Annotated in this window: 13 protein-coding genes; 3 read left to right on the top strand and 10 right to left on the bottom strand. The window is 72.8% G+C overall.

The window, feature by feature from the left end:
* Positions 1-30 precede the first annotated feature (30 nt).
* Both OG570_RS06600 and OG570_RS06595 read left to right on the top strand, forming a co-directional pair.
* Positions 31-678, top strand: a complete 648-nt coding sequence (locus OG570_RS06600) for a response regulator transcription factor (protein WP_326946167.1) — start codon at positions 31-33, stop codon at positions 676-678.
* Positions 675-1,883 (top strand): sensor histidine kinase, encoded by a 1,209-nt coding sequence (locus tag OG570_RS06595; RefSeq protein WP_326955964.1) that lies wholly within the window; start codon positions 675-677, stop codon positions 1,881-1,883. The genes OG570_RS06600 and OG570_RS06595 overlap by 4 nt, the downstream gene beginning before the upstream one ends.
* 134 nt (positions 1,884-2,017) lie before the next feature.
* Here OG570_RS06595 and OG570_RS06590 read toward each other — a convergent pair whose 3' ends face one another.
* The 9 genes from OG570_RS06590 to OG570_RS06550 form a co-directional block, all read right to left on the bottom strand.
* Positions 2,018-3,172, bottom strand: a complete 1,155-nt coding sequence (locus OG570_RS06590; RefSeq protein ID WP_326955963.1) for a hypothetical protein — start codon at positions 3,170-3,172, stop codon at positions 2,018-2,020.
* A gap of 59 nt (positions 3,173-3,231) precedes the next feature.
* Complete coding sequence (gene hisS, locus OG570_RS06585) at positions 3,232-4,521, bottom strand: histidine--tRNA ligase (RefSeq protein WP_326955962.1); 1,290 nt, start codon at positions 4,519-4,521, stop codon at positions 3,232-3,234.
* Between the two features lie 25 nt (positions 4,522-4,546).
* Positions 4,547-4,936, bottom strand: a complete 390-nt coding sequence (locus OG570_RS06580) for a hypothetical protein (protein ID WP_326955961.1) — start codon at positions 4,934-4,936, stop codon at positions 4,547-4,549.
* A gap of 639 nt (positions 4,937-5,575) precedes the next feature.
* Complete coding sequence (locus OG570_RS06575) at positions 5,576-6,742, bottom strand: amidohydrolase family protein (RefSeq protein ID WP_326955960.1); 1,167 nt, start codon at positions 6,740-6,742, stop codon at positions 5,576-5,578.
* A gap of 1 nt (position 6,743) precedes the next feature.
* Positions 6,744-7,859, bottom strand: coding sequence for an MAB_1171c family putative transporter (locus OG570_RS06570; protein WP_326955959.1), 1,116 nt, complete (start codon positions 7,857-7,859; stop codon positions 6,744-6,746).
* Entirely contained in the window at positions 7,856-8,377 is a 522-nt protein-coding gene (locus tag OG570_RS06565; protein ID WP_247060810.1) for a hypothetical protein, read from the bottom strand. The genes OG570_RS06570 and OG570_RS06565 overlap by 4 nt, the downstream gene beginning before the upstream one ends.
* Positions 8,374-8,781 carry a helix-turn-helix domain-containing protein gene (locus tag OG570_RS06560; protein ID WP_326946174.1) on the bottom strand — a complete coding sequence of 136 codons (408 nt, stop codon included), beginning with the start codon at positions 8,779-8,781 and terminating at the stop codon, positions 8,374-8,376. Before OG570_RS06560 ends, OG570_RS06565 begins: the two co-directional genes overlap by 4 nt.
* 333 nt (positions 8,782-9,114) lie before the next feature.
* The gene (locus tag OG570_RS06555; protein ID WP_326946176.1) at positions 9,115-9,567 is read right to left on the bottom strand and encodes a flavodoxin family protein; all 453 of its coding nucleotides are present in this window, start codon (positions 9,565-9,567) and stop codon (positions 9,115-9,117) included.
* On the bottom strand, positions 9,567-11,201 hold the full coding sequence (locus tag OG570_RS06550) for a phospho-sugar mutase (RefSeq protein ID WP_326955958.1): 1,635 nt from the start codon (positions 11,199-11,201) through the stop codon (positions 9,567-9,569). The genes OG570_RS06555 and OG570_RS06550 overlap by 1 nt, the downstream gene beginning before the upstream one ends.
* 30 nt (positions 11,202-11,231) lie before the next feature.
* Here OG570_RS06550 and OG570_RS06545 point away from each other — a divergent pair, with 30 nt between their 5' ends.
* Positions 11,232-12,392: a glycosyltransferase gene (locus tag OG570_RS06545; RefSeq protein WP_326955957.1), complete on the top strand. Its 1,161-nt coding sequence runs from the start codon at positions 11,232-11,234 to the stop codon at positions 12,390-12,392.
* Positions 12,393-12,474: 82 nt separating this feature from the next.
* Here the strand turns inward: OG570_RS06545 and OG570_RS06540 are convergent, their stop codons facing one another.
* The gene (locus OG570_RS06540; RefSeq protein ID WP_247060815.1) at positions 12,475-13,254 is read right to left on the bottom strand and encodes a purine-nucleoside phosphorylase; all 780 of its coding nucleotides are present in this window, start codon (positions 13,252-13,254) and stop codon (positions 12,475-12,477) included.
* Between the last annotated feature and the right edge of the window lie 4 nt (positions 13,255-13,258).

Here is a 13,258-nt window from a genome sequence, read left to right as displayed (position 1 = left end):
GTCGTGCACGATGCGGCGGAGAAACCGAGAGTGCTCCTCGTCGAGGATGACCGCGAACTCGCGGGCTTGCTCGCCGAGCTGCTCGCGGACGAAGGCTACGAGACGGACGCGGCGTACGACGGTCAGCGGGGTCTGCACCTCGGCCTCACCGGGCGGTACGACGTGATGATCATCGACCGCCGGTTGCCGGTGCTCGACGGCCTGGAGCTGCTCGCCCGGCTCCGGGCCCGGGCGGTCACCACGCGCGTCCTGATGCTGTCGGCGCTGAGCACGCTCGCCGACCGCGTCGGCGGGCTCGACGCCGGCGCCGACGACTACCTCGTCAAGCCGTTCGAGACCGAGGAGCTGCTGGCCCGGCTGCGCGCGCTGGGCCGCCGTGACCTCGACGGCGCCGAGTGCATCCCGCTCGGCACCGCCGCGCTCGACCTGCAGCGCCACGAGGTCGTGCTGCCGCGCGGTGAGCGGATCACGCTGTCCGGGCGCGAGTTCGAGCTGCTGCGGGCGCTGGCCCAGCGCCCGAAGGCGATCCACCCGCGGGCGGCGCTGCGCACCCGCGTGTTCGCCGACTCGACCGGTGAGTCCATTGTGGACACTTACGTCTACTACCTGCGGCGCAAGCTCGGCCGGGACGTCGTGCGCACGGTGCACGGGCTCGGCTACCAGATCGGCGCGGTGTGAGACCCCGCGGCGACCCCGGAGACCCCGAAGCCCGCGCCCTGCGCCGGGCGCGGTGGGTGATCACCACGCAGATCGCCGTCGTGGTGTCGCTGCTGGTGGCCGTCGCGGGCGGGATCGCCTACGGGATGCTGCTGTCGGGCCAGCACGCCGACGCCGACCGGACGCTGGCCCGCACGATCGAACTCGGCCCCACCGCGACCCCGCCCGGCTGCGTCTGGCTGTTCACACCCGCGCTGCACGCGCCCGCCGGGCCGTCGCCGGCCGGGGTGCCGGTCGCCGGGCTGGCCGCGCTCACGCCGTCGCCGGGTGATGTCCACACGGAACGCCGCTCGCTCGGCGGCATGACGTACACGATCCGCGTGGAGAACCACGGCGGCGTCGTCTCACAGGCGTACTTCGAGGAGCGGTACCAGATCCAGGACCGCTCGTCGCTGCTGTTCGGGCTCGGGCTCGCCGAGCTGCTGGCGCTGCTGGCGGCGGTGGTGTGCGGCCGGGTGCTGGCGTGCCGCGCGATCCGGCCGCTGGCCGACGCGCTGCGGCGGCAGCGCACGTTCGTCTCGGACGCCTCGCACGAGCTGCGCGCCCCGCTGACCCGGCTGCACACCCGGGCGCAGCTGCTGGCCCGGCGGGCGTCGGAGCGGGACCGCGACGGGCTGGAGCAGCTGGTGCGCGGGACGCGGGAGCTCGGCGAAGTCGTCGAAGACCTGCTGCTGTCCGCGCAGGCGTGCGGTGGCCGGCCGGAGCTGGTGCCGGTGGAGCTGGGCGTGCTGGCCGAGGAAGCGGTCGCGGCCGAGGCGGTGCGCGCGGGAGCGGGTCAGGTCCGGATCGCGGTGACGCGCGAGCGCGGGCCGTACGTCGTCCAGGGCGTCCCGACGGCGTTGCGGCGCGTGCTCTCGGCGTTGCTGGACAACGCACTGGGCCACACCCCGCCGGGCGGTTCGATCGAGGTGTGGCTCGGCCAGCCGGACGACCGGTACGTCGAGCTGCGGGTCCGCGACACGGGCGTCGGCTTCCCGGCGGCGGATTCGGACCGCATCTTCGAGCGCTTCGCCCGCGGCACCGAGGGCGACGGCCGCCGCTTCGGCCTGGGCCTGGCGCTGGTCCGCGAGGTGGTGACGGGCCACGGCGGCACGATCGCCGCCGTCGCCCGCCCCGGCGCCGGAGCGACGTTCACCCTCCGCCTGCTGCGCGCCGACCTCGCGTAACCCACGTGATCAAGGCCGGAACTCGCGTGATCTACGCCGGATCCCGCGTGATCGAAGCCGGAACTCGCGAGTTACGGCTCCAATCACGCGAGTTCCGGGCCCGATCACGTGAGATCCGGGGCTGATCACGCGAGTTACGTGCTGAAGCCCAGTACGAGGCGGATCTCGCGGGCCAGTGCGGGGTCGAGGTCGGTGTGCAGCCGCAGCCAGGTGTCCCGGTCGCGCAGCAGGGCCGCGGCCGCCCGTCGCGTGTGGACCGGGCGCTCCGGGCTCAGCAGGGCCCGGAGCGCGGGCACGTCGACCAGCGCGGGCTTGCCGCGCAGGAACTCCACGACCTGCCGGGTCACCGCGGGGGACGGGTCGGTCAGCAGCGGCGACACCGCCGTCGACTCCGGCGCCACCCGGCGCAGGCCGCGGACGGCCAGCGCCCGGAACCGCGGCCGCTCGTCGGTGAGGTTCTGCTCCAGCCGTCCGGCGTCTTCCGACGTCCCGGTCTCGCCGAGCCCGGCGAGCACGCCCGCGGAGATCGGTAGCTCGCGATAGTGCGCGGCCGGGTCGCCGCCCGCCTTCAGCACCAGCGCTTGCGCCATCGAGCGCACGGCCGACGCCCGGTCGGCGAGGTGCGCCACCGCGGTGTCGTCGCCGAGAAGGGTCAGGGCGCGCATCCGGATCTTCGGCGTCCCGGCGGCGAGCAGTTCCTCGACGGCCGCACCGCGGTCGAGCAACGCGGAACCGCACAACGTCCGGATCCGGACGTCCCGGTCCCCGGCGGCGATGTCGAGCAGCCGCCCGGCCGGGAGCAGCCCGATCGCCTCGTGGTGGGCGAAGCGGCGGCTTTCGGTGTCCTGCAGCGCCAGCGCGTCGTCGAGCAGCCGGGGGGTCAGCGCCTGGCGGAACAGTGTGGTCATCCAGTCGTCGACCTGCCGCCGTCGCAGCACGCCGATCAGCGGAAGCATCGCGCGGAACGCCGATTCGTCCAGTTTGGACAGTGTCAGCGGCCGCGCGAGATCCCGGATCGGCCGCACCCAGTCGACGCAGCGGATCAGCAGCAGGGGTAGCACTTCGGGATCCGTGCGGGTCGCAAGCCGTTCGACGGCGGCTTCGCGCAGGCGCCCATTCCCGTGGCACGCGGCCTCGGCCAGTTCGGCCCGCGAAGGACGGCGGCTCAGCCGTGCGTCGTGTCCGGTCCACCACGACCCCCGGAACGCCAGGTCGAACTCCGCCCAGCGCCGGACGTCACCGGCCGCGAACGCGTCGAGATCCTCGACGGTCAGTTCTGTTTCCAGCATCCGGCATTCCCCCTCGGCGCCCAGGATGCCCCGGGCACCGAGGGGGAGTCGAACCGATTTCAGGCCAGCAGCGCGGTGACCGCCGCCGGCGCGTCCGCGATCGCGACCGGGTTCTGCTCGCGCGTGGCGAGGCTGCGGACCGTCACGTTGCCGGCCGCCCAGTCCTCCTGGCCGACGATCACCACCGCGACCGCACCCGCCTTGTCCGCGCGGGTGAGTTCCTTGCCCAGCTTGCGGTGCTCGATCGGCGTCGACGTCCGCAGCCCGGCCTGCCGCAGCGACTGCGCGACCGTGCGGGCGGCGTCCGAGAGGTCTTCGGTGACCGGGATGACCATGACGTCGACCTCGCTGCGCGGGGCCGGGGTGAGGCCGTGCGTCTCGAGGAAGTCGATCAGCGTGACGTCGCCCATGCCGAAGCCGATGCCCGGGATCTGCTGTGCGGTGAACATCGACGCGAGGTCGCTGTAGCGGCCGCCGCCGAACAGGGCGCGGCGGTTCTCCGGCGCGGTGTCGAAGACCTCGAACACGGTCGACGTGTAGTACGCCAGCCCGCGCACGATGATCGGCTCGTACTTGACCAGCGACCCCGCGCTGCTGTTGAGCACCTTCACCAGGTTCGACTGCTCCCGCACCGCCGCCGGCAGCTCCTCCAGGAGCGCCTCGCCCTTGTCGAGCGTCTCGGCCAGCTTGTCGAACTGCTTGTCCGACAGGCCGATCTCGCCGGCGCCCTCCGCCAGCTTCTCGCGGGGGTACTTCTCCCAGCGGTCGACCAGCGCGAACACCTGGGAGAGGTGGTCCTCGGAGACGCCGGCGACGTCGGTCAGCGCCGACGTCAGCAGGTTCCGGTCGTTGACGCGCAGCACGAACATGTCCGGCGTCGCGCCCAGCGCGGCCATCATCTCGTGCACCAGCTCGAAGATCTCGATCTCGCAGTTGGCGCTGTCCGAGCCGAAGATGTCCGCGTTGATCTGCCAGTGCTCCCGCACCCGGCCCCGCTGCGGCGCCTCGTACCGGTGGCAGTTCGGGTGGCTGTACCAGCGCACGGGGAACGACAGCGACTTCGCGCTCCCGGCGATCATCCGCGCCACCGACGGCGTCATCTCCGGGCGCAGCGCCAGCCGCCGCCCGTGCTTGTCGGTGAGCGTGTACAGCTGCTTGTCGGCGAGCTCCTGGCCGGACTTGCGTTCGTAGATCTCGGCGGATTCGAGGATCGGGCCGTCGTAGCGGAGGAAGCCGCGGCGCTCGAGGACGTCGTAGAGATGTCCGAACACCTGCGTGCGCACGGACATCTCGGCGGGCAGGAAGTCCCGGGTCCCCTTGTAGGGCGCGGTCGGCAGGTATTCAGGCACGTGACCAGCTTAACGACCGGTTTTGTCAGGGGAATGCGACCCCGTACGCGGTGAGCAGCGTCGCCGCGCCGAGCAGCAGAGCACCGACGGACGTCACCCGCCCGCCGAGCTTGCCCCGGTTCGGGAGGAGGTGCAGGAAGAACCCGCCGGACTGCGCCAGGATCCCGAACAGCAGCAGGAAACTGCCGATCCACAGGGTGGTGTCGGAGAAGGTCGTGCGACTCAGGATCTGCAATGCGACCAGGGCGAGGATCAGCAGAACGCCGGCGTGCGCGTGCCCGGCGCGGAACATCGCCCGCTGGTGCTCGGTGAGCTTCCGGTCGCGCATGACGCCCATCAGCGCATAGCCGCCGTACATCATGGTGGGCAGCGAAACCAGGGCGATCACGGTGAAGAGCTGGATGGGGCCGTGCATCGGGACTCCATTCGTGGTGGGGTGGTGGGGTTACGGTAACACTGTTTTAAAACGGTGTCACGGAACTTGGGGTCCCCGATCGGGGAAGCGGCTGGGGGGTGACCTTGCCGTAGGGGAGGGGGTGGGTGGCGGTGGTGGCGCGTGGGCTGGGCGCGGTTCCAGCCGGGCGGGTGACGTTGGGGGCGGCGCGAGTGGCCCGTTCGTGCCGGAACGAGCGCGAGTGGTCCGTTCGTGCCCCCGTGCGACAGCGCGAGTGGCCCGCTGGTGTCGAGGCTGGGCCGAGTGGCCCGTTCGTGGTGGGGCGGCGCGAACGGCCCGTTCGCACCGAAATGGGCGCGAGTGGTCCGTTCGTGCGCTCGGCTTTGTGTGCGAGTGGCCCGTTCGCAGCGGAGACGGTGCGAACGGGCCGTTCGTGACGTAGGGGCGCGAGTAGACCCCTTCGTGCCGTAAGGGCGCGAGTGGACCACTCGTGTTGCAGCGGTGCGGGCGGTCCGTTCGTGTCGTGTGGAGCGCGAGTGGCCCGTTCGTGCCGGGGAGGGCGCGAGTGGACCGTTCGTGCGCTCGGCGCTGCGGCGCGAGTGGTCCGTTCGTGCCGAAACGGGCGCGAGTGGCCCGTTCGCGACCGACCGAACGACCTACCTACGCGGCCGCACGCCCCCGGGCCAGCACCAGCAACGGGTTCCGCAGCGCCGCGAGCGAAGCCAGCGGGTCGCCCTCGACCACCAGCACGTCCGCCGCCAACCCGGCCTCAAGCCGTCCGGTGACGGACGACAGACCCAGCCCGGCCGCGCTGTCCTCAGTCGCGATCTCCAGGATCCGGCGGCGGCCGAAGCCGAGCCACTCGTACAGCTCCAGCGCTCCGACCGGGTCGTCGAACACCGAGCCCGGCAAGCCCGCGTCCGTGCCGGCCAGCAGCCGGACGCCGTGCTCCTCCAGCCACGGCAACCGGCCGTACATCGCCTGTGCCACCTCGGGACCCAGCTTCTCGACGATCGTCCGCCAGTTGCGGCTGCTCGTCGAGCACGCCGAAATCCCCCGAGCGGCCATCGACGCCGCCACGGGGTCTCGGCGGTCGAACGTGCGGGGGCCTGTCATGAAACTGCAGTGCTCGATCGTCGACACCCCGGCCTCGACCGCCGCCTCGATCGTGTCGGCGCCGTGGGCGTGCGCCGCGACCGGCAAGCCGTGTGAAGCCGCGTGCGCGACGATCAGTGCCAGCTGCCGGGCGTCGAACTGCGGCTCCCACATGTCCGCGCCGCCCTCGGTGATCTGGCCGCCGGTGGCCATCACCTTGATGACGTCCGCGCCCGCCGCGGCGTTCTCGTCGATCAGGGACCGGATCGACGCGTCGGACGTCGTGGCGCCGCCGAAGAAGTGGCAGTGGCCGTCCGGCACCGTGATCGGCGGGCCGGACACCAGCAGCCGCGGGGCGGCCACGCCCTCCAGGGACGTCCGCACCGCCGCGCCCAGGTGGCCGCGGTCGCCCAGGTCCCGGACCGTCGTCACGCCGCTGCGCAGCATCGACGCCAGCCGTGCGCGGGCGTCCTCCAAAGAGGGGCCCGCCAGGAAGCGGGCCAGCATCTCGCGTGAGGCGTCGAAGGCCAGGTGCACGTGGGCGTTGAACAACCCCGCCAGTGCCGTGCCGGTCGGGAAGTCGTGCCGGACAGCGCCGGGCGCGGCCTGCGCCAGCACCTCCGCTCGCGGACCCACCGCCACCAGGACGCCGTCGCGCATCAGGATCGCGCCGTCCGGAACCGGCGTCGACGGCCGTGGCAGCACCCGGCCGGCCGTGATCAGGGTGTCCACGTCACGCGCCCATCGCGGCCGAGAGCGCCAGCAGCGGCCGGACGTCGGACTCGATGTCGTCGGCTCCCGCGGGCAGCACCTGCTTGGCGCGGCCGTCGCTCTCCTCACCCGCCGCGTGCCGCCGCAACGCCGTCTTCAACGCGGCCGCCGCGGCGCCCGGGTCGGTGGCGAGGACCTCGCCGAAGTCCGCGTCCAGGTACGGGGACAGCTGCACCAGGCCGTCGCGGATCTCGATCACCCGGCGGTAGTAGACGCGGTGCACGGTGCGCGGCGAGAACCGTTCGCGCGGCGGCGTCCGCAGCACGATGCTGGGGAACGCGCCGACCAGGACCGTCCACAGTGGATCGAGGGCCTGGTGCTCGTGCCGGTGCCGCCGTCGCCGCCGCATCGCGGACAGCCGCGCCCGGACGCCGGGGTAGGTGACGCCGGCCAGGAACAACGCGCCGCCGATGATCACGAACGGCACCCCGAGCAGCAGCAGGATCCGGATGACCGGCCCGAACGCCCACGCCACCACGATGTACAGCGCGCGGAAGATGCTGCCCACGGCCGCGCTCGCGAGGCCGACCGCGCTCATCCGCAGCCCGATCCGGAGGTTCCGGTCGGCGACGCGCAGGTAGCGCACGATCCACGCCGTGCAGGCGATCAGGCCGTAGATCAGGTACAGCCCGGCACCCAGGTAGAACAGCGCGACGCCGCTGTCGTGGATCGTCGCCGGCCCGAGCGCGGCGCCGCGCAGCTCCGGCGGCGTCAGGTCCATCGCGACGATCATCAGCGCGATCGCCGCGGCCAGCGGCACCAGCTCGACGACCACGCGCCCGTAGCGGCGGATCGGCCCCAGCGCCGAGCCGAGGAAGAACAGGACCAGCGCGCAGACGGCGCAGGCGAGCAGCGCGTTGTTCGCCACCCGCGCGCCGCCGAGGCCGAAGACGGCGTCGAAGGCGTCCGAGATCACCTGTTGCTGGAGGAGGAACGCGGCGGCGAACCCGGCGATGCACGCGGTGACGGACCAGTTGGGCAGGGTCGGCGCCCGGACCAGCTGGTAGATCCGCCACGCCAAAGCCGCGGCGAACAGCACCATCGCGAGAACGTTCACGGGGCTGAAAAGTGTGCTCACAACCACCCTTGGTGATCGCCGAGCGCCCCCTGGATCCGGCGAAGATCCCGGTCCGCAGCGCGCCGCGGGATCGTGTAGTTCAGGACCGACGCCCACTCGAGGATGATGGTCGCGACGGTCTCGGCTTCCCACTCGTGGGCGTCATCGTAGGACGTCCGGCGCAGGGCGCGGTGTACTGCATCCGGGTCAAGATCCGGAGCCGGGCCGCGCAGGAAGTCCGCCGGCTCGGCGTCGCCCTGCGGGTGGTGGTCGGCGAGCATGTGGCCGAGCTCGTGCAGGATGATGTGATCTTGGTGGGGCTTCGTCGTTTCGGCCTGGTAGAAGATGTAGTCGGCCGCCGACGTCGCGATCCAGCAGCCGAACGGCCCGGGGACCTCCAGCGGGTAGGGCATCAGCCGGATCGGCTTGCCCCGCTGCTCGCCCAGCCGCGCGCACAGCTGCTCGACGTCGAGCGGCGGCCCGATGTCGAGGTCCTTCAGCAGCTTCCGGCACCGGCGGCGCAGCTCGCGTTCCTTCATCGCGGCGCGTCCTCCGGATTTCGGCCGTCGCGTTCGGCCCGCTCGTAGCGTTCGACCAGGTCCAGCAGGTCCATCACCTGCCGGCGGCCCTGCGGCGACAGCTCCTGCGCGCGCATCGCCATCAGCTGGGCCTCGCCGGTCGGGGCCGGGCCGGTGGCTTCGGCGTCGAAGAAGTAGGTGACGGGCACGCCGAACAGTCTGGCCAGTGCCTCGACGTAGTGGATCTTCGGGTTCACGCGCTTGCCGGTCGCGAGCTGCTGGAGGTAGGCGGGCGACATCGCCGGCCCGCCGGCGCGCTCGACGGCCGCCGAGATCTCGCGGTAGCTGTGCGGCGCCCGGCCGTCGAGGCGGGCCGCCTCGATCAGGGCAGCAAGGCGTTCCGCGAAGGTGCGTTCCTGTGCCATCCCCGCCCCCTAAGTTTCCACCGTGAAAATTCTAGCCGGGAAACCACTGTACGCACATGTTGACAGCTATCGTATGCAGTGGTTTACAGTTGCTTCGCCTCTCGCCTTGCTCTTCCGTACCCTGGGGGTGTACAGAACCACAAGGCGAGAGGCAAGCGCGCCTCCGACTCGTCATGATCGGCCGTCTGTAGTACGCTTCATAGACCAAGGTCGATCGCCTCACAGCGAACCCTTGGCACGGCCTGTTGCCGGAGGTCGACCCCCAGGGCTTCCGGTGACAGGCCTCTTACTTTCTCCGGGACAATCAGCAGCGACACTCAGGGCGCCGACGTCTCAAGGCATGAGCGTCGCGGCCAGCGTGCCGCCCAGCTCGGTGCACGCCGCCAGCACCGTCTTGTCCGGCTCGCCCGTCGCGATCACCGGGTCCGCCGCCTTCGCCCAGGCCAGCCCGGTCGTGATGGCCAGCAGCTGGCGTTCCGTCCCCGACGTGTCGCTGTTGCCGTGGATCCAGTACCCGAACGGCCGGCCCCGCGTCTCGTCGAGGCACGGGTAGTAGACCGTGTCGAAGAAGTGCTTCAGCGCGCCGCTCATGCTGCCCAGGTTCGCCGGCGTCCCCAGCAGGTAGCCGTCCGCGTCGAGGACGTCGGAGACCGTGGCCGCCAGCGCCGCGCGGCGGACCACCTCGACCCCCTCGACGTCCGGGTGGGCCGCGCCCGCCAGCACGGCCTCGAACATCGCCTGGGTCGACGGCGACGGCGTGTGGTGCACGACCAGCAGCTTCGGCATCAGGACAGCAGCGCCGCCACGTCGGTCCGCAACGCCGTCAGCCGGGTGCCCGCCGCCGCGCGCGCGTCCGCCAGCGAGTCGCGCACCGGCTCGACGACCTGCAGGTACGCCTTCAGCTTCGGCTCGGTGCCGGACGGGCGCACCACGATCCGCACGCCGTCGCCGGTGAGGCGCAGGACGTCCGCGTCGGGGAGCAGGTCCTCCAGCGTCACCGCGACGCCGCCGACCTCGGCCGGGGGCGCCTCGCGCAGCTTGCCCATCAGGCGGCCGCGCACGGACAGGTCCGTGACCCGCAGCGAGACCTGGTCGGTGACGTACACGCCGTGCCGCTGCGCCAGTTCGTCCAGCACGTCCAGCGGCGTGCGGCCCTCGGCGCGCAGCCGCGCGGTCAGCCCGGCCGCCAGCGTCGCGGCGGCGATGCCGTCCTTGTCCCGCACGAATCCCGGGTTCACGCAGAGGCCGAGCGCCTCTTCGTAGGCGAAGACGAGGTCGTCGCCCGCGCGGACCAGCCACTTGAACCCGGTGAGCGTCTCCGCATAACGGGCGCCCTCGGCCTTGGCGATCTCGCCCAGCAGCGACGACGAGACGATCGTCGTGGCCACCAAGGGATCCGGCATCATCGTGCGGTCCACAGTGGACAGGATGGTCGAGCCGAGCAGCACGCCCGTCTCGTCGCCGCGCAGCATCCGCCACGAGCCGTCCCGCTCGCGCACGCCCAGCGCGCAGCGATCGGCGTCCGGGTCGAGCGCGATGGCCAGGTCGGCGTCCACCTCGGCCGCCAGCGCCAGCAGCAGGTCGGTCGCGCCCGGCTCCTCCGGGTTCGGGAACGACACCGTCGGGAAGTCCGGGTCGGGTGCAGACTGCGCCTCGACCAGGTGCAGGTCGGTGAACCCGGCCCGCTCGAAGGCCGCGCGCAGCGTCTCGGCGCCGACGCCGTGCAACGCCGTCGCGGCCACGCGCACGATGCGCTCGGCGCCGAGCGGGAGCGCGGCGATCTCGTCGAGGTAGCCGCCGAGCAGGTCGACGACCCCGGCGCCCGGCTCGCGCGGCACGTCGACCGCGCCCGGCGCGGCCTGGATGGCCCGCTCGATCTCGCCGTCGGACGGTGGCACGATCTGCCCGCCGGTGGCGTCGTAGAGCTTGTACCCGTTGTCCGCCGGGGGGTTGTGCGACGCCGTGATCTGGATCCCGGCCACCGCTCCGAGGTGCTTTACGGCGTAGGCGAGCAACGGCGTCGGCAGCGGGCGGGGCAGCGCCTGGACGGTGAACCCGGCGGCGGTCAGCACCTCCGCGGCGGCCGTGGCGAAGTCCTCCGAGCCGTGGCGGGCGTCCCGGCCGACGACGACCAGCGCGCCCGCGTGCCCCTGCGCGGTCAGCCAGGCCGCCACTCCCGCGGTGGTGCGCGTGACGACGGCCACGTTCATCCCGTTGGGCCCGGCGCGCACCGGCCCGCGCAGCCCGGCCGTGCCGAACTCCAGCGGCCCGGCCAGCCGGTCGGCCACCTCGTCGGCGGCCGCGGCGTCGCCGCCCAGCGCGCGGGCGACGACCCCCTGCAGTTCGGCGCGGGAGGCGGCGTCCGGGTCGTCGGCGATCCAGCGGAACGCGGCGTCCCGCAGCGTGGAGGTCAAAGTCACCGCGTCAGCCTACGGGCTAGGGTCGGGCGGGTGCGCTTGCTCTTCACCTCACTGGGGTCCTTCGGTCACACGTTCCCGCTCGTCCCGCTGGCGCTGGCCGCGCGGGACGCGGGCCACGACGTCGTGTTCGCCACTTCGGAAGACTTCCTGCCCCAGCTGCGGAAAGCCGGGCTCGAGACGGCCGCCGCCGGGCTCGCCCTCAAGGACGCCTTCGGCCAGGCGTTCGCCACCTCCGGCCCGCCCGGCCCGCGGCGGCAGCCGGGTGAGATCCCGCCGGAGGTCCTCGGCCCGATCGTCGCGAAGGTCTTCGGCGACCTCATGCCGAAGCGGTTCGTCGCCGACCTGCTGCCGCTGTTCGAGCACGCGCGGCCCGATCTGGTCGTCAGCGAGGCCGGCAACTCCGGTGGCGCGTTCGCCGCGATGCAGGCCGGGATTCCCGTGGTGGCGCACGGTTTCGGCCGGGTGTCGAGCGACGACCCGATGGTCACGCACATCCGCGACGCGATCCGGGCGCACGCCGACGGCCTGGGCATCACCGTCGGCGACGACCTTTCGTTCGGCGGACCGTACATCGACATCTGCCCGGAATCGGTGCAGGAACCGGGTTTCCTGGCGCGGGCGCGGCGCGTGCCGCTGCGGCCGGTCGGCTGGAGCGAGCCCGGTGAGCTGCCCGCGGGCGTGCTGGACAAGCGGCGGCCGCTCGTCTACCTGACGCTCGGCACCGCGATGGGTCACGCCGGTGTCCTCGGCGCGGCGATCGCCGGGCTGTCCGGGCTGGACGTCGACGTGCTGGTCGCCACCGGCCCGACCGTCGACCCGGCGGCGCTGGGCGAAGTGCCGTCGAACGTGCGGCTCGCGGCGTGGGTGCCGCAGTCGGCGCTGCTGCCGCACGTCGACCTGGTGGTGCACCACGGCGGCAGCGGCACGACGCTCGGCGCGTTCGGCGCGGGTGTCGGGCAGCTGGTGCTCCCGCAGGGCGCCGACCAGTTCAGCAACGCCGACGCGGTGCTCGCGGCGGGTGTCGGCGCCCGCCTGCTCGCCGCCGAGGTCACCCCGGACGCCGTCGCGGAGCAGGCCCGCCACCTGCTGACGGACTCGGCCGTCCGCGACGCGGCCCGCGTGCTGGCCGCGGAGGTCGCGGCGATGCCGTCCCCGGCCGAGGTGGCCGCGCAGCTCCCGTCGTTCGCCTGAGTCCCCAAAGCGGCACTTTCACGTGAAAGTGCCGCTTTGAGGGCCTCGGACGTATCTTTCCCTACGAAAGTGACGGGTCGGGTCAGGCGCGGGCGACCAGGTCGCGCAGGAGGGAGCCCATGCGGGTCGCGGCCGCGCGGCCGGCTTCCAGCACCTCTTCGTGGTTGAGCGGCTCGCCCGTCATGCCCGCGGCCAGGTTCGTCACCAGCGAGAGGCCGAAGACCTCGACGCCGGCGGCGCGGGCCGCGATGGCCTCCAGGACCGTCGACATGCCGACGAGGTCGGCGCCCAGCGTGCGCAGCATGCGGATCTCGGCCGGCGTCTCGAAGTGCGGCCCGGTGAGGCCCGCGTAGACGCCTTCCTCCAGCGACGGGTCGATCTCGCGGGCCAGGGAACGCAGCCGCGCCGAGTAGAGGTCCGTCAGGTCGACGAAGTTCGCGCCGACGATCGGGGAGCGGGCCGTCAGGTTGAGGTGGTCGGCGATCAGCACCGGCTGGCCGACCTGGAACCCCTGGCGCAGCCCGCCCGCCGCGTTGGTCAGCAGCACCGTCCGGGCGCCGGCGGCCGCGGCGGTGCGCACGTTGTGCACCACCGGGTCGATGCCCTTGCCCTCGTAGAAGTGCGTGCGGCCCAGCAGGACCAGCGCCCGGCGGTCGCCGACGCGCACCGAGCGCACCGTCCCGCCCTGCCCGGGCACCTTCGGCGGCTCGAACCCGGGCAGCTCGCCCAGGGGGATCTCCGCGTCGGCCTCCCCGATGACGTCCGCGGCCGGGCGCCAGCCCGAACCGAGCACGACGGCGATGTCGTGCTTGTCCACCCCAGTGCGGTCGGCGATGACGGCCGCGGCTTCCTGTGCGCTCATGCCC

Origin of the sequence: Amycolatopsis sp. NBC_01286, assembly GCF_035982555.1 — a bacterium.
In the GTDB taxonomy this organism is placed as follows: Bacteria; Actinomycetota; Actinomycetes; order Mycobacteriales; family Pseudonocardiaceae; genus Amycolatopsis.
The sequence above is the reverse complement of the archived record's forward strand: the minus strand, read 5'-3'. Positions and strand labels throughout refer to the sequence as shown.